This window comes from Stenotrophomonas sp. GD03930 (assembly GCF_029839665.1).
In the GTDB taxonomy this organism is placed as follows: Bacteria; Pseudomonadota; Gammaproteobacteria; order Xanthomonadales; family Xanthomonadaceae; genus Stenotrophomonas; species Stenotrophomonas forensis.
In genome coordinates this window covers 1,654,153-1,676,235 of record NZ_JAOCAV010000001.1, presented here as the reverse complement: position 1 = coordinate 1,676,235, position 22,083 = coordinate 1,654,153, and the positions used below count along the sequence as shown (strand labels likewise).

Here is a 22,083-nt window from a genome sequence, read left to right as displayed (position 1 = left end):
AGCGGCCGTCGTTTCCTGAACGGGCGGGTTCCGTCACCCGCACTCGACGGCGGCCCTGCCAGCCTGCGCCGGTGAACCGCTCCCCACGTCCCGCCCGTCGACGGCAGCCCCTGTGCGACAGGGCCTGCGGTCTCCCTGCGCGGGCGTAGGGTGTCCCCCGAGGGCAACCGGGGAGGTGATGCAGGAACGTGATGCTGCGCCGCAAAAAAGATGAATCAGCGGACGTTACATGCAATTGATCGCTGTTCGATGGGTTTCGGCGACATTTCGCAGCCTGTTATCCTCCCTGACCTGCTCGTGAATCATGGATTCCCTGCATGCTCCCCAGCCTGCCCCTGCTGCTGGCCCTGCCCTTCCTGATGGCAGCGGCCGTTGCGGCCTTCCCCCGTAGTTCGCGCTCGACTGCTGCCTGGCTGGCGGCGCTGGCGCCGTTGGGCGGGCTGGCCATCCTCGGCTGGCTGACCCCGTCCGTGCTCGATGGCCAGGTGGTGCGCACGATGGTGCCCTGGCTGCCGCAGATCGGCCTGGACTTCACCCTGCGCCTGGACGGGCTGGCCTGGATGTTCGCCGGGCTGGTGCTGGGCATCGGCGCGCTGGTGGTGCTGTATGCGCGCTACTACCTGAGCCAGCAGGACAGCGCGCACCGCTTCTACTGCTACCTGCTGCTGTTCATGGGCGCCATGCTGGGCATGGTGCTGTCGGGCAACCTGCTGTTGCTGATGATCTTCTGGGAAATGACCAGCATCAGCTCGTTCCTGCTGATCGGCTTCTGGTCGCACCGCCAGGACGCCCGCGAGGGCGCGCGCATGGCGCTGGTGATCACCGGCGGCGGTGGCCTGGCCCTGCTCGGTGGCGTGCTGCTGATCGGCCGCATCGTCGGCAGCTTCGACCTGGACGTGGTACTGGCTGCCGGCGAGCAGATCCGCGCCAGCGCGCTGTACCCGTACGCGCTGTTCCTGGTGCTGGCCGGCATCTTCACCAAGAGTGCGCAGTTCCCGTTCCACTTCTGGCTGCCGCACGCGATGGCGGCACCGACCCCGGTCTCGGCCTACCTGCACTCGGCCACCATGGTGAAGGCCGGCGTGTTCCTGCTGGCGCGCCTGCACCCGGCGCTGGCCGGCAGCGACCTGTTCTTCTACACGGTCAGCGGCATCGGCGCACTGACCCTGCTGATCGGCGCCTGGAACGCGATCTTCCAGCACGACCTGAAGGGCCTGCTGGCCTATTCGACGATCTCGCACCTGGGCCTGATCACCCTGCTGTTCGGCCTGTCCACGCCGATGGCGGTGGTCGCCGGCGTGTTCCACATCCTCAACCACGCCACCTTCAAGGCCTCGCTGTTCATGGCCGCCGGCATCATCGACCACGAGACCGGCACCCGTGACATGCGCAAGCTGGGCGGACTGCGCAGGCTGATGCCGTTCACCAGTGCGCTGGCGATCATCGCCTCGCTGGCGATGGCCGGCATTCCGCTGCTCAACGGCTTCCTGTCCAAGGAAATGCTGTTCGCCGAAGCGATCACCGCGGGTGGCCCGGGCATCATGCGTACGGCGGTGTCGATCGCCGCGCTGCTGGCCGGCGTGTTCGGCGTGGCCTACAGCCTGCGCTTCGTGCACGACACCTTCTTCGGCCCCGGCCCGCACGACCTGGACCGCGTGCCGCACGAGCCGCCGCGCTGGATGAAGGTGCCGGTGGAACTGCTGGTGGTGATCTGCATCGCGGTAGGCGTGGCCCCGGCGCTGACCGTGGCACCGGTGCTGCATGCCGCCGCCGCGTCGATCCTCGGCCCGGCCATGCCCGAGTACAGCCTGGCCGTGTGGCACGGCTTCAACCTGCCGCTGGCGATGAGCGCGATCGGCGTGGTCGGTGGCGTGGCGCTTTACTTCGGGCTGCGCAAGCTGATCAACCTGCACGGCGTGACCAACGTCAGCACCGGTCGCAACGTGTTCCATGCACAGCTGGATGCGGTGTCCGCGCTGGCCATGCGCCTGACCAACGGCATCGCCAACGGCAGCCTGCAGCGCATGCTGCTGGGCCTGGTGCTGGTGGCGATCGTGGTCGCTGCGGCGCCGTTCGTGGCCAATCCGGCCTCGCCGAACTGGACCGCACCGCAGCCGATCCCGCTGCTGGGCTGGGCGCTGTGGCTGGTGATGATGGCCTGTGCAGTGGCCACCCTGCGCGTCTACAAGCAGCGCCTGCTGGCGGTGCTGCTGGTCGGCGGCGTCGGCCTGATGGTGGCGCTGACCTTCGTGTTCCTGTCCGCGCCCGACCTGGCCCTGACCCAGCTGCTGGTGGAGATGGTCACCCTGGTGCTGATGCTGCTGGGCATGAACTACCTGCCCGCGCAATCCGGGCCGGAGCGGCCGCGCTGGCGCAAGCGCCGCGATGCGGTGATCGCGATCCTCGCCGGTGGCGGCCTCGGCGCGCTGGCCTATTCGGCGATGACCCTGCCGCCCAACACCATGGCCGGCGAACTGCTGGGCCGGGCGCTGCCCGAGGCGTATGGGCAGAACGTGGTCAACGTGATCCTGGTCGACTTCCGCGGCTTCGATACCTTCGGCGAGATCACCGTGTTCGGCATCGCAGCGCTGGTGGTGCATGCGCTGCTGCGGCGCACGCGGATGGCACCGGAGCAGATCATGCCCGGCCCGCCGATCAAGCTGCCGGTGCCGGCCGACCTGGCCCAGATCATGTTCCCGCTGACCCTGACCGTGTCGATCTTCCTGTTCCTGCGCGGCCACAACGCGCCGGGCGGTGGCTTCATTGCCGGCCTGGTGCTGGCGGTGCCGCTGCTGATCCAGTACGTGATCCAGGGCACCGCGTCGGTGGAATCGCGCTTTGGCTTCGACTACATCCGCTGCATCGGCATGGGCCTGCTGATCGCCCTGCTCAGCGGCAGTGCCTCGATGCTGTTCGGCGTGCCGTTCCTGACCAGCGGCCACCTCGATCTGCACCTGCCGCTGATCGGCGACGTGCCGCTGGCCAGCGCGATCGGCTTCGACATCGGCGTCTATCTGGTGGTGTTCGGCGGCGCCATGCTGATGCTGTCGATGATGGGCACGATCAAGCCGTCGCGCACCCGTACCGCCCGCAAGGGCGAGATCGACCTGCAACGCCGTTCGGCACGCACCGGGGAGATGCACTGATGGAACTGGCCCTGGCTACCGCGATCGGCGTGCTGACCGCGATCGGCATCTACCTGCTGCTGCGTGCGCGCAGCTTCGATGTGATTCTCGGCATGACCTTCCTGTCCTACGCGACCAACCTGCTGATCTTCGCCGGTGGCCGCGTGGTGCTGGGCAAGGCGCCGGTACTGCAGGAGGGCGTGGACAGCCACCTCGGCAACTACACCGACCCGCTGCCGCAGGCACTGGTGCTCACTGCCATCGTCATCGCGTTTGCGATGACCGCGGTGAGCATCGTGCTGGCCATGCGCAGCCGCAGCGACAACCACAGCGACCACGTGGACGCCCACGAGCCGGATGACGACCTGCAGGACGAGAGCATGCCGCCGCGCCAGGGTGAGGACCGCGCATGAACCATCTGGTGATCCTGCCGATCCTGATTCCGCTGTTGGGTGCTGCGTTGTCGCTGTTCGTCGAACACCGCCGCTATGGCCCCAGGGTGCAGCGCGCGGTGGCCTGGACCTCGCTGTCGGCGCTGGCCCTGGCGGTGGGGCTGCTGTTCGCCACCACCGCCAGCGGTGAGATCAACGTCTACCTGCTGGGCGACTGGCCGTCGCGGCTGGGCATCGCGCTGGTGGCCGACCGGCTGTCGGCGTGGATGCTGTTGACCACCCTGCTGCTGGCCATCCCCTGCCTGCTGCATGCCTGCTCGGGCTGGGACCGCCGCGCGCCGCACTTCCATGCGCTGTTCCAGTTCCAGCTGGTCGGCCTCAACGGCGCCTTCCTGACCGGCGACATCTTCAACCTGTTCGTGTTCTTCGAGGTGATGCTGATCGCCTCCTATGGCCTGCTGCTCAGCGGCGGCCGCGGCCTGCGCATGCGCATCGGCCTGCACTACGTGGTGTTCAACGTCACCGCCTCGACCCTGTTCCTGATCGCGCTGGGCCTGCTGTATGCCTCGCTGGGCTCGCTGAACATGGCCGAGCTGTCGCAGCGCATCGCCGAGGTGCCGCCAGCCCAGCTGACCCTGGTCAAGGCGACGATGGGCCTGTTGCTGCTGGTGTTCTGCGCCAAGGCCGCGCTGATGCCGCTCTATCTGTGGCTGCCGGAAGCCTATTCGCGTGCACCAGCGGCGGTGGCCGCGCTGTTCGCGATCATGACCAAGGTCGGCCTGTACGCGGTGCTGCGCATCCAGATGCTGTGGTTCGGCGACGACGCCGGTGCGATGGCCGGCTACGGCCGCGACTGGCTGCTGTGGGCCGGCGTGGCGACGCTGGTGCTCGGAGGCCTCGGTGCATTGGCCGCGACCCGCCTGCGCGTGCTGATCTCGTACCTGGTGATCGTCTCGGCGGCCACGCTGTTCATCGCCTTCGCCGTGGGTACGCCACAGGTGCTCTCCGCTGGCCTGTACTACCTGCCGCACAGCAGCTTCGTGGCCGCCGCGCTGTTCCTGATTGCCGACCTGATCCGCCGCCGCCGCGGTGGCGCCAGCGACCGCAAGGAAGTGGTCGCACCGATGCCGGGCAAGGAAACGCCGGCGGTGCTGTTCCTGATTGGCGCGGTGTCGGTGGCCGGCCTGCCGCCACTGTCCGGCTTCCTGGCCAAGGCCGCGCTGCTGGCCGGCATGCCGGCGCAGTACACCGGCCCGGTGTGGACGGCGGTGCTGGTCAGCAGCCTGCTGGTGATCATGGGCCTGACCCGCGGCGGCATCCGCCTGTTCTGGCGCGTGCCGCCGGTCGATCCGCAAGCGCCGCCGCCACGCAAGGCACGCCTGCGCCGGGTCGAGCTGTATGCCGCCTGCATCCTGCTGGCCTACGGCATCGGCATGACCCTGGCCGCTGCACCGCTGATGCGCTACACCGACGCCACTGCCGCACAGCTGCTGCACCCCAGCGAGTACGTGCAGCAGCTGCGTGCGACCACGCCGGAGATCCGCCAGCCATGACCGCCCAGCGCTCCCTGTTCCGCCGTATCATTCCCTCGCCGATGCTCAGCATCATGGTGGTGGCGTTCTGGCTGCTGATGTCCGACAGCTTCACCCTCGGCCAGATCGTACTGGGGCTGGTGCTGGGCGTGGTGGTGCCCCTGTTCGCCGCACGCCTGGACCGCGAGTTCGCCCGCATCGGCACGTTGCGACCGCTGCCGAAACTGCTGTGCGTGACCCTGTGGGACATCCTGATGTCCAACATCCGCGTGGCCATCCAGGTGCTGGGCCCGGAGAAGAACATCCGCCCGGGCTTCATCTGGCTGCCGCTGGACATCGCCAACATCCACGGTATCGCCGCACTGACCAGCATGATCACGCTGACCCCGGGCACGGTCTCGGCCGTGCTCAGCGACGACCGCAGGTTCCTGATGGTGCATGTGCTGCACCTGGAGGATCCGCAGGACCTGATCGATACGATCAAGCGACGTTACGAAGCCCCGTTGATGGAGATCTTCCCATGACTGGATTCCAGATCATCCAGACCACGCTGGTGGTGTGCATGCACGTGGTCGGCCTGGCCATGCTGCTGGCCACCTGGCGCCTGCTGCGCGGCCCGACCGTGCCCGACCGCATCCTGGCGCTGGACACGCTGTCGGTGACCGCCATCGCCGAGCTGATGCTGTTCGGCATGTACCTGAACTCCGCGATCTACTTCGAAGCCGCGCTGGTCATCGCCATGCTCGGCTTCGGCAGCACAGTGGTGCTGAGCAAGTTCGTGCTGCGCCGGGACATCGTCGAATGATCACTGTGATCCAGATCGGCCTGTCGATCCTGCTGCTGTTCGGCTGCTTCTTCATCCTGGTCGGGGCATTGGGCCTGGTGAAGCTGTCCACGTTCTTCAAGCGCCTGCACGCTCCCACCAAGGCCAGCACGCTGGGCGTGGGCTGCGTGCTGGTGTGTTCGGTGTGCTACCACATCTTCCTCGGCCAGGACCCGCAGCCGCGTGAGCTGCTGATCACCGTGTTCCTGTTCATCACCGCGCCGATCAGCGCACACATGATGGCCAAGGCCGCGCTCTCACTGCTGATGGAAAAGCGACCCAGCCTGCCGGGCAACGAACCGGCCGCCGAGGAGCAGCTGCCGCCGCCGGAACCGGTGCGGGAAGAAGAGACCACGCAGAACCGGTAGTGCCGGCCGCTGGCCGGCAACCGCAAAGTTCCGTAAGGCAACGAGGTTGCCGGCCAGCGGCCGGCACTACCTCAGGGTGCGCCCACCAGCAGCACTTCCAGCACCAGCCAGCCCACGAACGCGACCAGCAGGATCGCGCCTTCGCCGCGGTTGATCTTCAGGTCACCACGCAGCATCGGGTACAGCACCAGGGCGAACGCCAGCAGCGCCGGCAGTTCCAGGCGCACGAACGAGGCCGGCAGCGCCAGCGGCTGCAGCATGGCCATCGCGCCGATCACCAGCAGCAGGTTGACCGCGCTGGACCCCAGCACATGCCCCAGCACCATGTCGCCATGACCGCGACGCGCGGCGGCGATGGCGGCAGCCACCTCCGGAAGCGCGGTTCCGATGGCCACCGGCAGCAGGCCGACCAGCAACGGCGTCCAGCCCAGCGCGGTTCCGAAATCAGCCGCCGCACCGACCACCAGGCGTGCGCCCCAGTAGAGGGTCAATGCGGCAATCAGCACGCGCAGGACGTTCAACGGCAGGCTGGTGCGGCTCAGCGCGGACTCGGCGATGGCCACCTGCACCTCGGCGCTCTCGCGGCGGCCACGGCGCAGCAGCACGACCTGCATGACGATGAAGCCGGCGACCAGCACGCCGCCTTCCCAGCGCACCAGCCGGCCGTCGAGGCCGAACAGGATCAGCAGCGCAGCGGCCGCCAGCAGCGACCACCACAGCACCGTCTGCAGGCGCGCGCGCAGCAGCAACGGTGCGGCGATCGCCGCCAGGGCCAGGGTCAAGCCCAGGTTGGCGATGCTGCTGCCCACCGCATTACCCAATGCCAACTCGGGTTGGCCGACCGCCAACGCCCGCACGTTGACCGCCAGTTCCGGCAACGAGGTGGTCACCCCAAGCAGCAGCAGGCCGGCGGTGAACGGGCTGGCGCCGAAGCGCTGGGCCAGGCCGGACACGGCCTTGACGATGGAGTCCCCGCCCAGCGCCAGCAGCAGCAGGCCGAGCAGGAACCAGGCAATGGCAATGGCGATCATCGAGCACTCCCCCAGCGGTCGTGGCGCGATTCTACGCTGGCCCCGCGCGCGTGGCTGGGCCGTGGATCAAGGATCAGCCACAGCCTTCCACGTAATCGACCTGCGGAGTCTTGCCGACCCGCCATGCGCCGACCTTGCCGTCGGCACCCAGCGCGAAGTCGATCACCGCATCGCCTTCCTGCGCCGGGCGCACACGCAGGTGCTGGGCCTTCTCGTCGTACTTGTCAGGGCCGACATCGGCGCGCTCGGGGTACAGCACCTGCAGCTCGCCCAGGGTCATGCCGACCTTGCCGCCGCCCGGTGCGATGATCGCGGCGCTGCGCACGTCATAGCGCACCAGCTTGCGGCCTTCGATCATCAGGCGCGGATCCTCGGCGTCCTGCGGACGCAGGAAGTAGCAGCCATCGTTGCTGTCGTCGGCCGGCAGCGGCTTGCCGGCCGCATCGGTGCCGAGCCCCTGCAGCGGCGTTCCAAATCCCGTGCGGACCTCGGCGATGCTGGCGCCCAGCTTGGCGCCTGCGAAGCCGTCCAGGCGCGCTGGGCTGTCAGCCCGGAGGTCATTGGCGGGGCGGGCGGCCAGATCCGGATCCGCCGACTGTGCCGGCCCGGTTGCCGAAGCGGTTTCCGCCGGCGTGTCACTGCCGCTGCCCGCGGCGCCCTGTTTGTCGGAGCCACCGTTGCAGGCGGTAAGCGAAAGGAGCATCAGACCAGCAATCGGAAGGTGCTTCATCAGTGCGGTTCCCTGGCACGAAGGTGGCTGCACGCTAGCGCAATGCGCGTGCAGGCGCTGCATTGTCATCGCGGTTTCATCGCCTTCGTTCAGGCTCGGCCTGCACCGACTCGCCAGTCCCTTCCATGCAACCGCGCAAGACCGATCTCGCCCGAACCGCGCTGCAGGCCCACCGCGCGCCGCTGGACATGCGCCAGCGCCGGCTGCTGATCCTGTGCGACGGCCAGCGCACTGTCGCCGAGCTGACCGACCTGCTCGGCCAGGAAGCGCCCGCCATGGTGATCCAGCTGGTGCAGAGCGGTTACCTGGACACCGGGCCGACCACAGCACCGCTGCCGGCGCCCGCCGCACCGGCCGCACGACCCGCTGCGCCACCGGCCCCGACGCCCGTCACGGCCAGGGCGCCCGCACCAGCGCCCACCGCGCCGGTCGAACGCCGCCGCTCGCTGGTGGCCGCGCGCATCTATGTACTGGGCATCCTGGAAATGCAGCGCCACCCGCAGGCGGCGGCGCTGTTCCGCGACCTGCAGCAGGCGCGTGCGGAAGACGAAGTGCTGCAGCGGCTGCAGTCGGCGATGCAGATGCTGCCCGGCCTGACCTCGGACGGCTATTGCCAGCGCGTGCGGCAGCGCCTGCTGGAGGCACTGCCGCTGGAGCATTGCGACGCCTTCGCCGAAGCCGCGTAAGCGCAGTTCCGGCGGGAATCATCCACGCATGGCGTGGATGCGGTCAGGATCCATGCCGACCAAGGTCGGCACCCACCAAGCTAGCGGGACGGCCGGAAATTGTTGCGCAGGCCGTTCCAGCACTGCTGGTAATCGCCCTGGCGATGGCCGGCGGCCAGCGCCTGCGCGGTCGGCCGGATCACCGCGCGGGTCTCGAACATGAAGGCCATGGTGTCCTTGATCACGTCCGCCTTCGACAGATCGGCATTGGAGGCCTTGTCGAAGGTCGGTGCATCCGGGCCGTGGCCGCTCATGCAGTTGTGCAGCGACGCCCCGCCCGGCACGAAGCCTTCGGCCTTGGCGTCGTAGGCACCATGCACCAGGCCCATGAACTCGCTGGCGATGTTGCGGTGGAACCACGGCGGGCGGAACGTGTTCTGTGCCACCAGCCAGCGCGGCGGGAAGATCGCGAAGTCCATGTTGCTGGTGCCCGGTGTGTCGCTGGGCGAATGCAGCACCAGGAAGATCGACGGGTCCGGGTGGTCGTAACTGATCGAGCCGATGGTGTTGAAGCGGCGCAGATCGTAGCGGTACGGCGCGTAGTTGCCGTGCCAGGCCACCACGTCCAGCGGCGAATGGTCGATCGGTGCGCGCCACAGGCGGCCTTCGAACTTGGCGATCAGCTCGAAGTCACCGTCCACGTCCTCGAATGCCGCATGCGGGGTCTCGAAGTCGCGTGGGTTGGCCAGGCCGTTGGAGCCGATCGGGCCGAGGTCGGGCAGCTTCAGCAGCGCGCCGTAGTTCTCGCAGATGTAGCCGCGGCTCGGGCCGTCGGGCAGTTCCACCCGGAAGCGCACGCCACGCGGGATCACCGCGATCTGCTGCGGCTCGATCTCGATCACGCCCATCTCGGTCAGCAGGCGCAGCGCGCCCAGCTGGGGCACGATCAGCAGCTCGCCATCGGCGTCGTAGAAATAGCGGCCGACCATGTCGCGGTTGGCCGCGTACAGATGGATGCCCACACCCGCGTGCGCATCGGGCGAACCGTTGCCACCCATGGTGTACAGGCCTTCGACGAAGTCGGTCGGCAGCTCCGGCAACGGCAGCGGGCTCCAGCGCAGCTGGTTCGGCGAGGCCGGCTGTGCGCCGAAATCACACTGCAGCTGCGACTGCGCGAACGGGGTGAACTCGCCGTGGGTGACCGCCGGGCGTATCCGGTACAGCCAGCTGCGGCGATTGCTGCCGCGCGGCGCGGTAAACGCGGTGCCGGTCAGCTGTTCGGCGTACAGGCCGTGGGCCACCTTCTGCGGCGAGTTCTGCCCGACCGGCAGTGCACCGGCCACGGCCTCGGTGGCGAATTCGTTGCCGAAACCGGACTGGTAGCCGCGGGCGGTGAGGGCGGTGGACATGGAAACTCCAGAGATTGCCGGCCAGCGGCCGGCACTACCATGTGGACAGGCAATGCCGGCGGGAGGCCGACATTGCCTGCAGACCTTACAGCACGCCGCGGCGGATCTGGTCGCGCTCGATGCTCTCGAACAGCGCGGTGAAGTTGCCTTCGCCGAAGCCTTCGTTGCCCTTGCGCTGGATGATCTCGAAGAAGATCGGGCCGATGCAGTTCTGGGTGAAGATCTGCAGCAGCTTGCGCTGGTGGGTTTCCGGATCGGCGTCGATCAGGATCTTGTTCTTCGCCAGGCGCGCGACGTCTTCACCGTGGTTCGGCACGCGCTGGTCGATCACGTCGAAGTAGGTCTCCGGCGTGTCGAGGAAGTCCACGCCCTGCGCGCGCATCGCTTCGACGGTTTCGTAGATGTTCTCGGTGAAGCAGGCGATGTGCTGGATGCCCTCGCCCTTGTACGCGTCCAGGTATTCATTGATCTGGCTCTTCGGGTCGGACGATTCGTTCAGCGGGATGCGCACGATGCCGTCCGGCGCGGTCATCGCCTTGGACACCAGGCCGGTCTTCAGGCCCTTGATGTCGAAGTAGCGGATCTCGCGGAAGTTGAACAGGCGCTCGTAGTAGTCCGACCACTGCTGCATGTTGCCGAAGTACAGGTTGTGGGTCAGGTGGTCGATGAAGGTCAGGCCGAAGCCGACCGGGTGCAGGTCGGTGCCGGCGATCTGCTCGTAGTCGCCGTCGAAGATGCTGCCGGCGCTGCCATAGCGGTCGACCAGGTACAGCATACAGTCGCCGATGCCCTTGATGACCGGCGCGTTGACGGCCTTGCTGTCCGGCTTGAAGGCGATGGCTTCGGCGCCGTTGCCCAACGCGGTCTGGTAGACCTCCTGGCCCGGCTTCTTGAAGCGGATGGCGAAGCCGCAGGCGCACGGACCATGCTTTTCGGCGAAGTCGGCAGCGAACGAATCGGGGTCTTCATTGACCAGGAAGTTGACGTCGCCCTGGCGATAGACGGTAATCGGACGCTGCTTGTGCTTGAGCACCGCGCTGAAGCCCATCTTCCGGAAGTACTCGTGCAGCTCCTGGCCACGGCCGGCCGGGGCGGCGAATTCGACGAACTCGAAGCCGTCGATGCCCATCGGGTTCTCGAAGGTGGTGACCTGCATGCCGGGGTTGGGGTGCGAGGCGGTCGGGACTGCGGTATTCATGGCGTGGCTCCGAATCGGTACCGCATCGGTACAAACCAGGTGCGGGCAGGTAGGGACCCGGCGAGAATGCAGGGTCTGGACCTACCCCTTATAGTTACACTTGAAACCACCAGCAAGGTGCACCGCAACATGAGCCCCGAACCCGCCTCGACCCGCCTGCGTGCCTCGCACGTCCTGCTCGACCTGGAACAGTTCCTGCCCTACCGGCTGAGCGTGCTGTCCAACCGGGTCAGTGGCAACATCGCCAAGCTATACGGCGATCGTTACGGCCTGGCGATTCCCGAGTGGCGGGTCATCACCATCCTGGCGCTGTACCCGGGCTCGTCGGCCAGCGAGGTCTCTGACCGCACGGCGATGGACAAGGTGGCAGTCAGCCGCGCCGTGGCCCGCCTGCTGGAGCGTGGCTTCATCAAGCGCGAGACCCATGGCGATGATCGTCGTCGCTCGGTGCTGGCACTGTCGGCGGCCGGCTTCGAGGTGTACGAAACCATTGCGCCGATGGTGATCGAGATCACCCGCAAGCTGATGTCGGTACTGAGCGACGAGGAAGAGCAGGTGCTGGAGAAGCTGATCCTGCGCCTGGCCGGCGACGGCCTGGAGCGGATGGGCGAAGGGGTGTGAGCAAAAAGGGGCGGAGGGGATCAAGTCGTTTTGGGCCCCAAGTCACGGGTGCCGGCCCTGACCGGTAGCAGAACAGTGGCTGGGCGATTGTCGTCCTCCCCCTTTGATCTGACGGGACCCACTCTCTAGCGGGCGGTGGGCCGACTGCGAACGAGGCCGTCGAACGTATTCACTTCCCGCAGATCCCGTCCTGAAGTGTCGCCCTCGCCCGCCAGCATTTCCGCATTGGCCCGATACGGCCCGTTTCCGCGAGGCTGGTGTATCGAAACCGGCTGATCCAGTGAGTTCTCCTATTGGACTGTCTGTGTGTGCGGCCTGACGGTAGGCGTTCAACGGGTATCAGCCCGGCCACGGATCCACATCGCACGGGCTCCCTCATGGATGACACGTGTTCAACGCTGCCGCATGGCCAGGAATTGCTGGCTGATCTCAGAGAGCTGATCTGCACGGCGCGCAGCAGTATGCACAGGACCATCAACGCCGAGCTCACTCTGTTGTACTGGCGAATCGGGCGTCGCATCCATGTGGACCAGATGGCTGGGCAACGCGCGCGCTACGGAGAGCTTGCCTTCATCCGGATCGCCAAGGCGCTGTCTGCCGAATTCGGCACATCCTTCGGTGAGAAGAGCCTGCGCAGGATGGTGCAGTTCTCAACCGCATTTGCAGACGAGCAGATTGTCGTATCGCTGATACGACAATTGAGCTGGACCCACTTCATCGCGCTGATCCCACTGGCGGATCCGCTCAAGCGTGACTTCTATGCGCAGATGGCCGCCACCGAGGGCTGGAGTGTACGCACGTTGCGCCAGCGCATCGATTCGATGCTGTATGAGCGCACAGCGCTATCCAGCCAACCCGAGCAGACCATCGCCGATGAGTTGGCGGCACTGCGCAGCAACCAGCCGCTGTCTCCGGGGCTGGTACTGCGTGATCCCTACGTACTGGATTTTCTTGGTCTGAAGGACAGCTGGGACGAGCAGGACCTTGAAAGCGCGATCCTTCGCGAGATGCAGGGTTTCCTGCTCGAACTTGGCACGGGCTTCAGTTTCGTCGCCCGCCAGAAACGCATCCAGATCGACGGCGATGACTTCCACCTGGACCTTCTGTTCTACAACCGGCGCCTACGCAGGCTGATCGCCATCGAACTGAAGATCGGCGAGTTCAAGCCCGCCTACAAGGGGCAGATGGAACTCTATCTTCGATGGCTGGACCGCTACGAACGTGAGGACGGCGAGCAGGAGCCGTTGGGCATCATCCTCTGCACAGGGAAGAAAGCCGGCCAGATCGAATTGCTGGAGCTGGACCGCTCGGGCATCCATGTTGCGGAATACCTGACCACTCTGCCCTCTCGTGAGGTCCTCAAGCAAAGATTGCAGACCGCCATGGAGCGGGCCCGGCAACAGCTTCAGACCGCGCCCCCAAGCCCCCGGTAGACGCATGCCTCAGCTCAGGTGCTTGCGCCGCGCGTGTATCCACGGCACTGCCAACGCCGCGATGGCGCCGCCGGCGAAGCCGAGCGAGGCGGCGACGGTGGCCGCTTCTACCGCCCCCGGCAGTGCCAGCGCCGCGGCCACCAGCAGCAGTGACGGCAAGCCGACGAAGGTACCCAGGAAGAAGTGCCAGCGCGGCGACCAGGTGTTGAGCTGCAGCAGGCTGACCGGCTGCCAGGCTTCGGATGCGGCGTCTTCGGCGATCTTCGCCACCACCTTGCCCAGATCCACTTCGGGCAGCGCGCGGCCGAGCCGGGCGGTGGCCAGCAGTTCGGCAACCGCCTCCACCGGCGGGAAGCTGGTCGGCCACGCGACCGGTGCCGGCACGCCGTAGGCGGTCAGCAGCGGCACGCTCAGCCACGGCGCCACCAGCGGGCGCATGCGGCGTCGGCCATGCACGCACCAGATCTGCGGCTGGCCGTGCGCCGTGACGCTGTACAGCGCCAGCTCGTTGGCCGGCGGGTAGCCCAGCATGGTCACCCGCGCCGCCAGGCTGTCCTGGCCCATCGCACGCAGGAAGCCGGGGCGGCTGCGCCCTTCCTGCATCCACGCCAGGCCCAGCGCTCCCACCAGGTAGGCCTCGGCCACGTCCTTGCTGCCGGCGGTGGCGCGCTCGTCACTGGCCAGGTACCAGGCCAGTGACTTCGGTTCGGACACATCATCCAGCCCCCAGCGGCTGTCATCGCCCAGCACGTGGCGCACCGGCAGCCGCGCCGGGGCGGTCTCGCCCCGCTCGCCCGGCTGCAGGAACGGCAGCACGCCCTGGATGAAGGTGGACACTTCGATCGCGCGCACGCCATGGCCCTGCCATTCCGGCGGCAGCAACCCGGCCAGCTGGCCCTCGGCAGCCAGCGCGTCGAGTCGCGATTTCTGTTCGACCAGCTTCTGCACCGCGCCCTTGAGCACCACGTTGTCGGGCAGCGCGATCTGCGGCAGGCGGTGGCGCGGGGGTGCCAGTTCGACGGTGTCTTCGCCGATGCCGGCGTCATCCAGCAAAGCCTCCTGCGGCGGCAGGGTCACGCCGTCGCCTGCCCCAGCGTCGGCCAGTTCGCTGGCAGCTTCGGGCAATCGTTCGGCGTGGTCGCTGTGCATGGGGCGTTCCGGTAGGTTGCGTCGACGGAGCGTCGACTGAAGTCCTTGCCGGTAACGGCGGCCACGCCGTGAAATTGAGTCAGCGATTCAGGGAATGTGACCGCACCCACAGTAGGTCCACGCCTTCAAGGCCGGCACCCACCGCGTTTGCCGGCCAGCGGCCGGCACTACCGGTCAGAGACCCATTGCTTGAGGAAGGCGCTCACACGCACAGGCTGGAACGCTTCGCCCCGGCGCAGCTCGCCGGTGGCCTGCGACACCAGCAGGCTGCCGTCGGCGTCCAGCACCAGCAGGTGCGGGTAGTCGCGCTCCATTTCCGGGAACTGGGCGAGGAAGGCAGTGTTGGGCTGTTCGTCGCTGGCGTTGACCTTCACCCACACGTAGTGGGCGTCGCGGAAGCGGCGCAGGTCGCCGTTGCCTTCCACCAGCTCGTCCAGCGCCTGGCAGCGATCGCAGGCCGCGTTGCCGACCTCGAGCAGGATGCGCTTCTTGCCGCGCTGGGCTTCCACCTTGGCGGTGGCCAGATCGTCGGCGGGGTCTCGGGCCGGGTCGAACTGCGCGCCGAGCCCGGCGATGGCGGCGATGTCCGCCGCCACCGGGGTGTTGCCCGAGGCCACCGGTTCGCTGGGGTCAGCGACCGGTGGCTCGGTGGGCCGGGTATCCAGCGGCTGCGTCGGCTCGGCGGCGGCAGGCGGTTGCGGTTGGGAACAGGCGCCGATCAGCGCCGCACAGACCACCACCACTGCACCACCGAGCTTCATACGCATGCCAGCTACCCTCTCTTCATCACTTGACGCCGTGCATCAGCTTGTTGATCAGCGGCGCGATCAGGAACAGCACCACGCCGGAGCCGATCAGGGCCCAGAACCCGAAGGTATACCCCTTCAGGGCCGACTCGACCGTCATGCCGCCTTCACCACTGACCACACCGGCGAAGATGCCCGACAGGTTGTTGCCGATGCCGGTGGACAGGAACCAGCCACCCATGCCGAAGCCGACCAGGCGCACCGGAGCCAGCTTGGTCACCATCGACAGGCCGATCGGCGACAGGCACAGCTCACCCACGGACTGGATGACGTAGACCATGAACAGGGTCCAGAACGGGATCTTGCCGTCCACGACCATCTGCGACAGCGCATACATCAGCAGGGCGAAGGCGGCGCCATTGAACAGCAGGCCGAGGCCGAACTTGCGCGGAATCGACGGATTGGCGCGACCCAGGGCCACCCAGATCCAGGCGATGATCGGCGCCAGGGTGATGATGGCCACCGAGTTGACCGACTGGAACCAGGCCGTCGGGAAGGTCCAGTCACCCATCTGGCGGTTGACGATGTTCTCGGCCAGGAAGGTGAACGAGCTGCCGGCCTGTTCGAAGAACATCCAGAACATCACGTTGAAGGCGAAGATGATCAGCATGGCGATCACGCGGTCGCGCTGCACCTTGCCCTCGCGGATGCCCTCAACCAGCAGCAGCACGGCCAGCGCGGTGAACATCGCGCCCAGGATCCAGGCCAGCGCGGTGGCGCCGGTGGCCAGCAGGAAGTAGGCCACCGGGATCGCGACCACGGCACCGACCAGCACCATGATGATGCGGCCGAAACCTTCAGCGCCGGCCGGCGGTGCACCGATGCCCTTCAGGCCGGCGCGGCCGATGTAGAACCACACCAGCGAGATCAGCATGCCCACGCCCGAGGCGATGAACACGACCTTGTACGACGGCATTTCCGAGGTACCGAAGACCTTGCGGGCCAGGTACTCGGTCAGCACCGGGGCGATCATCGCGCCGATGTTGATACCCATGTAGAAGATGGTGAAGCCCGAATCGCGACGCTCGTCCTTCAGGCCATACAGCTTGCCGACCATGGTCGAGATGTTCGGCTTGAACAGGCCGTTGCCAACGATGATGGTGGCCAGGCCGAGCTTGAAGATGTGCTCCTGCGGCAGCGAGATCATGAACAGGCCGGCGGCCATGATGATCGCGCCGGTCAGGATCGAGCGCTGGTAGCCCAGTACCCGGTCGGCCACGTAGCCACCGAAGATCGCCGCGGCGTACACCAGGGCCAGGTAGGCACCGTAGATGCGGCTGGCGTCGCCTTCACCGGCAGCGTTGCCGTTGTAGAACTGGGAGACGATGTACAGCACCAAGGCCCAGCGGATGCCGTAGAACGCAAAGCGTTCCCAGAACTCGGTCATGAACAGCATCCACAGCGGGCGCGGATGGCCCAGCGTGGTCTTGAAGTCCGGCAGGGCCGGCTCTGGGGTGTTCGCAGTGGCGTTTACGCTCATGCGGGTTTCCTGGTTCGGTGGATGACGAGCACGTCCGATGTGCAGTGGAGCAACGCGCGAGGATCACCGACTTCTGGCGTTCACGTCAAATACACGCCGTTTGAGGCAGGTCACCGCCTGCTCGCTGAACTTGCATCTGAAACGATCCAGCCGCCGGCCGGGATTCAAGCTGAATGGGGATCAGCCCAATGCGGCCGGGGGCGCCGCCTGCAGGCTGGTGCGTACCTGGAACAACTCGGGGAAGAAGGTCAGCTCCAGCGCCTTGGCCAGGAAGCCCACCCCGGACGAGCCGCCGGTGCCGCGCTTGAAGCCGATCACCCGCATCACCGTACGCATGTGACGGAATCGCCACAGCTGGAAGGCGGTCTCCAGGTCCACCAGGTCCTCGCACAGCGAGTACTCGCGCCAGTAGCGGTCGGTGTCCTGGTAGATGCGCTCGAACACCGGCTGCAGTGCGTCGTCGGCCACGTGCGGCTGGGTCCAGTCGTGGGTTTCGTACACCGCCGGCACGGCATGCCCGAAGCGGGCCAGGTACTTCAGGAATTCCTCGTACAGGCTCGGCGCCTCCAGCACGGTGCGCAGCTGCGCCTGCCCGGCCGGGTCGTGCTCGAACACCTGCAGCATCTGCGCGTTCTTGTTGCCCAGCAGGAACTCGATGTAGCGATACTGCAGCGACTGGAAGCCCGAGGACGGGCCCAGCACGTCGCGGAAACCCATGTACTCGGACGGGGTCAGCGTTTCCAGCACCGACCACTGCTCGGTAAGCTGGCGCAGCACCTGCTTGCTGCGCGCCAGCACCTTGCGGCACTGCCAGACTTCATCGCGCTGCAGGAAGCCGATCGCCGCGCGCAGCTCGTGGCCGAGCAGCTTCAGCCACAGCTCCGAGGTCTGGTGCTGGATGATGAAGAGCATCTCGTCGTGGTGCGGCGGGCTGGACAGCGGCTGCTGCGCGCTGAGCAGCTGGTCCAGCCGCAGGTAGCCGCCATAGGTCAGGCGCCCCTGCAGATCGGTGTGGATGCCGGCTTCGAGATCGCGTTGGTTGTTGTCGACGGACATGGGCGGGACCAGATCGGGGGCGGCAAGGGTAGCGCGTTGCCGCCGCGCTGGCAGCCGCCGGGTCCATACCGGGCCGTGCGGTTGGCCGTGGAGCATCGGCCGATGCCGGGGCTGCGCGTGGAACCGATCAGGCCGTTGCGCAGCCAGTCAGCCAGAGGCGTATTCTGATGCTTTGCAGCAACGACTGAATACGTTGTTGTTATTGGCCCCCCACCCGCCGGCAGGGGTAAAACAGGGCATCGCCGTGTTGCGGCGCAGGAAGGCTATTCCGTACGCGTTCCTTAACATGGCGATTCATATCATTTGTAACTTCTCTGTCGAAGGTGCAGTACGCAATGACGGTTGCCGCTGAATTCAAGATCGAATACCTGCAGTACCTGGACGCGGACGGCAAGCTCGTCCGCGATGACCTGCCCGCGTCGCTGCGCGACCCCAAGGTCCTGGTACCGCTGTTCAAGCAGATGCTGTTCGTACGTACGTTCGACAGCAAATCCATCGCGCTGCAGCGCACCGGCAAGCTCGGCACCTACGCCGCCTGCCTGGGCCATGAAGCCGCGCACGTGGGCATCGGTGCCGCGATGCAGAAGGACGACGTGTTCGCGCCTTCGTACCGCGAGTATGGCGCGATGTTCATGCGTGGCGTGCGTCCGCACGACGTGCTGATGTACTGGGGCGGCGACGAGCGCGGCAACGACTACGGCGGCAACGCGGCCAAGGACTTCCCGTTCTGCGTGCCGATCTCCACCCAGTGCCTGCACGCTGCGGGTGCCGCGCTGAAGTTCAAGCTCAACAAGGAACCGCAGATCGCGGTGGCCGTGTGCGGCGACGGCGGCAGTTCCAAGACCGACTTCTACGCGGCACTGAATTCGGCCGGCGCCTACAAGCTGCCGCTGATCCTGTGCATCGTCAACAACGGCTGGGCCATCTCGGTTCCGCGTTCGGCCCAGACCGGTGCCGAGACGCTGGCGCAGAAGGGCCTGGCCGGCGGCCTGCATTGCCTGCAGGTGGACGGCAACGACTTGATTGCAGTGCTGGCGGCCATGGAGCAGGCGCGCGAACGTGCGCTGGCCGGCGACGGTGGCACCGTGCTGGAACTGATGACCTATCGCCTGTCCGACCACACCACCGCCGATGACGCGCGCCGCTACCGCGACGATGCCGAGGTGAAGGATGCCTGGCAGCGCGAGCCGATGCTGCGCCTGCGCAAGTACCTGATCAACGCCGGCGTCTGGAGCGAGGAAGAAGAAGCCGCTTGGGTCGCCGAGTGCGGCACGCGCGTGGACGAGGAAGTGAACCTGTACCTCAATACGCCGGTGCAGCCGGTCGAGGCGATGTTCGATTTCCTCTACGCCGATCCGCCGCAGGACCTGCTGGCCCAGCGTGCCCAGGCGATCGCCCTGGAGCAGCGCCATGGATGAGATCAAGAACGGCGCGCCCGGCGCGCACACCAACGCCGCCGACAGCGCCGCCGTCGCGCGCGGAGAACAGAGCATGACCACCACCCCCATCACCCTGATCGAAGCCATCACCCAGGCACTGGCCTGGGAGCTTGAGCACGACCCGTCGGTGCTGGTGCTGGGCGAGGACGTGGGCGTCAACGGCGGCGTGTTCCGTGCCACCGCCGGCCTGCAGCAGCGCTTCGGCTCCGAGCGCATCCTCGACACCCCGCTGGATGAAACCACAATCGCCGGCCTGACCATCGGCCTGGCCGCACAGGGCATGAAGCCGGTGGCCGAAGCCCAGTTCGACGGGTTCATGTACCCGATGGTCGACCATATCGTCTGCCACGCCGCCCGCCTGCGCTATCGCACCCGTGGCCGCCTGCACTGCCCGATGGTGCTGCGCGTGCCGTGGGGCGGTGGTATCCGCGCACCGGAACACCACAGCGAAGCCAACGAGGCGATCTTCACCAACGTGCCGGGCCTGCGCGTGGTGCTGCCGTCGTCGCCGCAGCGTGCCTACGGCCTGCTGCTGGCCGCGATCCGCGAACCGGATCCGGTGATCTACATGGAACCCAAGCGCATCTACCGCCAGTACAAGGAAGTGGTCGTCAACGACGGCGAAGCCTTGCCGCTGGACGTCTGCTTCGTGCTGCGCGACGGCACCGACGTGACCCTGGTGACCTGGGGCGCGCAGGTGAAGGAAGCGCTGGAAGCGGCCGACAAGCTGGCCGGCGAAGGCATCAGCGCCGAAGTGATCGACGTGGCCACGCTGCGTCCGCTGGACTTCGCCACCATTGCCGAGTCGGTGGCCAAGACCGGCCGCTGCGTGATCGTGCAGGAGGCCCCGAAGACCGCAGGCTTCGGCGCCGAGATCGCCGCGCGCCTGGCCGAGGAATCGATCTACGACCTGCTGGCTCCGGTCGAGCGCGTCACTGGCTACGACACCCACATTCCGCTGTTCCGCCTGGAAATGAAGTACCTGCCGAGCGTTGAGCGGATCGTGGCTGCGGCCAAGCGCGCGGTGGCGGCCGGCTGACATGCGGGCCCGCCTTCTGGGGGCTTACCGCAGCCAGTATCCCAACCCGCTCCGGTTCCGCACCGGCCAGATCGTCGAAGTAGGCGTTCGTGACGAGGAATGGCCGGCGTTTGCCTGGGTACGCACCAACGATGGGCGCGCTGGATGGGCGCCCGTCGCGTGGCTGCAGCTGCTGGACGAGGGTCGCGCCGAAGCGCTGTGCGACTACGACGCCCGCGAGCTGGATGTGGAAAGCGGCGAGATGGTGAAGCTTCATCACGAACACGGTGGGTGGTGGTGGTCCGAGCGCGCCAATGGCGCGACGGGCTGGCTGCCGGCCCGCGAACTGGAACTGCTGGAAGAGAACTGCACATGAGCCAGACCAAGAACTTCAACCTGCCCGACCTGGGCGAAGGCCTGCCGGACGCCACCATCGTCGAGTGGTTCGTCAAGGAAGGCGATGTGATCAAGCTGGACGAGCCGCTGGTCTCGATGGAGACCGCCAAGGCCGTCGTCGAAGTGCCCTCGCCGTTCTCCGGCAAGGTGCTGAAGCTGTCCGGCGCCGCCGGCGACATCATCCCGACCGGTTCGGTGCTGGCCAGCTTCGAGCTGGACCCGAACCTGCCGCAGCGTGCCGATGGCCAGGACACCGGCCACAGCCACGGCCACGCCGCGCCTGCCGCCGCACCGACGCCGCCGCCGCTGCCGGCCGCTGCCGCACCGGTGGCCACCGAAGCCGCCAAGCCCGCCGCCGCCGAGCGTGATGACGCCGGTACCGTGGTCGGTGCGATGCAGAGCTCCAACGCCGTGCACGCCGAGCAGGCGCTGGCCGTCGGTGGCGTCAAGGCCGTTCCGGCCGTGCGTGCCACCGCGCGCAAGCTGGGCGTGGACCTGTCCCGCGTGCGTGCCACCGGCGCCGATGGCGCGGTGACCATGGCCGACGTCAAGCAGGCCGCCGCCAATGGCAGTGCCAAACTCGGCGCCGCGCCGGCACCGGTTGCCGCGGCTGCCTATGCCGCGCCGGCCCCGGCGCAGGTGTCGGCCCCGGTGCAGAGCGAAGCGCGCACCCCGCTGTCCGCCGCCGGCAAGCCGATGCGCACCCAGCCGCCGGGCGTGGTCGCCAAGGGCCAGCCCGAACCGCTGAAGGGCGTGCGCCGCAACATGGCCCGCGTGATGGCCGATGCGCACAGCAAGGTCGTGCCGACCACGCTGAACGACGACGCGGACATCCACGCCTGGCTGCCGGGCAACGACGTCACCGCGCGCCTGGTGCGCTCGATCGTGGTGGCCGCGCAGAAGGTGCCGGCGATGAACGCCTGGTTCGACGGTGAAGCGCTGACCCGCACCCTGCACGCGCAGGTGGACATCGGCATTGCCGTGGACACCGACGACGGCCTGTTCGTGCCGGCGCTGCGCAATGCCGACATGCTCGATGCACGCGGCATCCGCGAAGGCGTCAACCGCCTGCGCGAGCAGGTGGAATCGCGTTCGATCGCCGCCTCGGAACTGAGCGGCTACACCATCTCGCTGTCCAACTTCGGCATGTTCGCCGGCCGCTACGCGACCCCGGTCGTGGTGCCGCCGTGCGTGGCCATCGTCGGTGCCGGCCGTGCCCGCCACCAGATGACTCCGGTGATGGGCGGCGTGGAAGCGCACAAGGTGATCCCGCTGTCGGTGACCTTCGACCACCGCGCGGCCACCGGTGGTGAAGCGGCCCGCTTCCTGCGCGCGATGATGGACGACCTGGCACTGGCCAGCTGATCGGCCACCTGACCGGTGGGTGCCAACCTTGGTTGGCACACGATCTG

At 67.3% G+C, this 22,083-nt stretch carries 21 protein-coding genes; 13 read left to right on the top strand and 8 right to left on the bottom strand.

The window, feature by feature from the left end; genetic code table 11:
• Positions 1 to 317: 317 nt before the first annotated feature.
• Genes N5C18_RS07485 through N5C18_RS07460 form a run of 6 tightly spaced genes read left to right on the top strand, consistent with a single transcriptional unit; the run spans position 318 to position 6,240 of the window.
• Positions 318 to 3,146 (top strand): monovalent cation/H+ antiporter subunit A, encoded by a 2,829-nt coding sequence (locus N5C18_RS07485; RefSeq protein WP_164241293.1) that lies wholly within the window; start codon positions 318 to 320, stop codon positions 3,144 to 3,146.
• Positions 3,146 to 3,538 (top strand): Na+/H+ antiporter subunit C, encoded by a 393-nt coding sequence (locus N5C18_RS07480; protein WP_180878902.1) that lies wholly within the window; start codon positions 3,146 to 3,148, stop codon positions 3,536 to 3,538. The genes N5C18_RS07485 and N5C18_RS07480 overlap by 1 nt, the downstream gene beginning before the upstream one ends.
• Positions 3,535 to 5,070, top strand: coding sequence for a monovalent cation/H+ antiporter subunit D (locus tag N5C18_RS07475; protein ID WP_053509125.1), 1,536 nt, complete (start codon positions 3,535 to 3,537; stop codon positions 5,068 to 5,070). The genes N5C18_RS07480 and N5C18_RS07475 overlap by 4 nt, the downstream gene beginning before the upstream one ends.
• Positions 5,067 to 5,573: a Na+/H+ antiporter subunit E gene (locus N5C18_RS07470; protein ID WP_008268238.1), complete on the top strand. Its 507-nt coding sequence runs from the start codon at positions 5,067 to 5,069 to the stop codon at positions 5,571 to 5,573. Before N5C18_RS07475 ends, N5C18_RS07470 begins: the two co-directional genes overlap by 4 nt.
• Complete coding sequence (locus tag N5C18_RS07465) at positions 5,570 to 5,854, top strand: K+/H+ antiporter subunit F (RefSeq protein ID WP_006399171.1); 285 nt, start codon at positions 5,570 to 5,572, stop codon at positions 5,852 to 5,854. Before N5C18_RS07470 ends, N5C18_RS07465 begins: the two co-directional genes overlap by 4 nt.
• A complete protein-coding gene (locus N5C18_RS07460) occupies positions 5,851 to 6,240 on the top strand; it encodes a Na+/H+ antiporter subunit G (protein ID WP_279944166.1) in 390 nt (129 codons plus the stop codon). The genes N5C18_RS07465 and N5C18_RS07460 overlap by 4 nt, the downstream gene beginning before the upstream one ends.
• A 71-nt stretch (positions 6,241 to 6,311) precedes the next feature.
• Here N5C18_RS07460 and N5C18_RS07455 read toward each other — a convergent pair whose 3' ends face one another.
• Positions 6,312 to 7,271 (bottom strand): sodium:calcium antiporter, encoded by a 960-nt coding sequence (locus tag N5C18_RS07455; RefSeq protein ID WP_279944165.1) that lies wholly within the window; start codon positions 7,269 to 7,271, stop codon positions 6,312 to 6,314.
• 73 nt (positions 7,272 to 7,344) lie between these two features.
• The gene (locus tag N5C18_RS07450) at positions 7,345 to 8,001 is read right to left on the bottom strand and encodes a hypothetical protein (RefSeq protein ID WP_053451005.1); all 657 of its coding nucleotides are present in this window, start codon (positions 7,999 to 8,001) and stop codon (positions 7,345 to 7,347) included.
• A 125-nt stretch (positions 8,002 to 8,126) separates the two neighbouring features.
• Here N5C18_RS07450 and N5C18_RS07445 point away from each other — a divergent pair, with 125 nt between their 5' ends.
• Positions 8,127 to 8,687 (top strand): hypothetical protein, encoded by a 561-nt coding sequence (locus tag N5C18_RS07445; protein WP_053451006.1) that lies wholly within the window; start codon positions 8,127 to 8,129, stop codon positions 8,685 to 8,687.
• 80 nt (positions 8,688 to 8,767) lie between these two features.
• On the opposite strand, the gene hmgA is transcribed toward N5C18_RS07445, so the two are convergent.
• Complete coding sequence (gene hmgA, locus N5C18_RS07440) at positions 8,768 to 10,075, bottom strand: homogentisate 1,2-dioxygenase (protein WP_274511257.1); 1,308 nt, start codon at positions 10,073 to 10,075, stop codon at positions 8,768 to 8,770.
• Positions 10,076 to 10,160: 85 nt separating this feature from the next.
• Positions 10,161 to 11,273, bottom strand: coding sequence for a 4-hydroxyphenylpyruvate dioxygenase (gene hppD / locus N5C18_RS07435; protein WP_008264994.1), 1,113 nt, complete (start codon positions 11,271 to 11,273; stop codon positions 10,161 to 10,163).
• Between the two features lie 129 nt (positions 11,274 to 11,402).
• Here hppD and N5C18_RS07430 point away from each other — a divergent pair, with 129 nt between their 5' ends.
• Entirely contained in the window at positions 11,403 to 11,894 is a 492-nt protein-coding gene (locus N5C18_RS07430; protein ID WP_053451008.1) for a MarR family winged helix-turn-helix transcriptional regulator, read from the top strand.
• 377 nt (positions 11,895 to 12,271) lie between these two features.
• A complete protein-coding gene (locus N5C18_RS07425) occupies positions 12,272 to 13,327 on the top strand; it encodes a PDDEXK nuclease domain-containing protein (RefSeq protein WP_279944164.1) in 1,056 nt (351 codons plus the stop codon).
• A 9-nt stretch (positions 13,328 to 13,336) separates the two neighbouring features.
• Here the strand turns inward: N5C18_RS07425 and N5C18_RS07420 are convergent, their stop codons facing one another.
• The 4 genes from N5C18_RS07420 to N5C18_RS07405 form a co-directional block, all read right to left on the bottom strand.
• Entirely contained in the window at positions 13,337 to 14,476 is a 1,140-nt protein-coding gene (locus N5C18_RS07420; RefSeq protein WP_279944163.1) for a hypothetical protein, read from the bottom strand.
• Between the two features lie 167 nt (positions 14,477 to 14,643).
• Complete coding sequence (locus tag N5C18_RS07415) at positions 14,644 to 15,243, bottom strand: thioredoxin family protein (RefSeq protein WP_279944162.1); 600 nt, start codon at positions 15,241 to 15,243, stop codon at positions 14,644 to 14,646.
• Between the two features lie 19 nt (positions 15,244 to 15,262).
• Positions 15,263 to 16,762: a peptide MFS transporter gene (locus N5C18_RS07410; RefSeq protein ID WP_164241295.1), complete on the bottom strand. Its 1,500-nt coding sequence runs from the start codon at positions 16,760 to 16,762 to the stop codon at positions 15,263 to 15,265.
• A gap of 180 nt (positions 16,763 to 16,942) precedes the next feature.
• The gene (locus N5C18_RS07405) at positions 16,943 to 17,818 is read right to left on the bottom strand and encodes a tryptophan 2,3-dioxygenase family protein (protein ID WP_008265566.1); all 876 of its coding nucleotides are present in this window, start codon (positions 17,816 to 17,818) and stop codon (positions 16,943 to 16,945) included.
• 335 nt (positions 17,819 to 18,153) lie between these two features.
• Here N5C18_RS07405 and pdhA point away from each other — a divergent pair, with 335 nt between their 5' ends.
• Genes pdhA through N5C18_RS07385 form a run of 4 tightly spaced genes read left to right on the top strand, consistent with a single transcriptional unit; the run spans position 18,154 to position 22,036 of the window.
• Complete coding sequence (gene pdhA / locus N5C18_RS07400; protein WP_180878892.1) at positions 18,154 to 19,236, top strand: pyruvate dehydrogenase (acetyl-transferring) E1 component subunit alpha; 1,083 nt, start codon at positions 18,154 to 18,156, stop codon at positions 19,234 to 19,236.
• Positions 19,229 to 20,296, top strand: coding sequence for an alpha-ketoacid dehydrogenase subunit beta (locus N5C18_RS07395; RefSeq protein ID WP_006474353.1), 1,068 nt, complete (start codon positions 19,229 to 19,231; stop codon positions 20,294 to 20,296). The genes pdhA and N5C18_RS07395 overlap by 8 nt, the downstream gene beginning before the upstream one ends.
• 1 nt (position 20,297) lies before the next feature.
• Complete coding sequence (locus N5C18_RS07390; RefSeq protein WP_279944161.1) at positions 20,298 to 20,651, top strand: SH3 domain-containing protein; 354 nt, start codon at positions 20,298 to 20,300, stop codon at positions 20,649 to 20,651.
• Entirely contained in the window at positions 20,648 to 22,036 is a 1,389-nt protein-coding gene (locus N5C18_RS07385; protein ID WP_053451013.1) for a dihydrolipoamide acetyltransferase family protein, read from the top strand. The genes N5C18_RS07390 and N5C18_RS07385 overlap by 4 nt, the downstream gene beginning before the upstream one ends.
• The last annotated feature ends 47 nt before the right edge of the window (positions 22,037 to 22,083 follow it).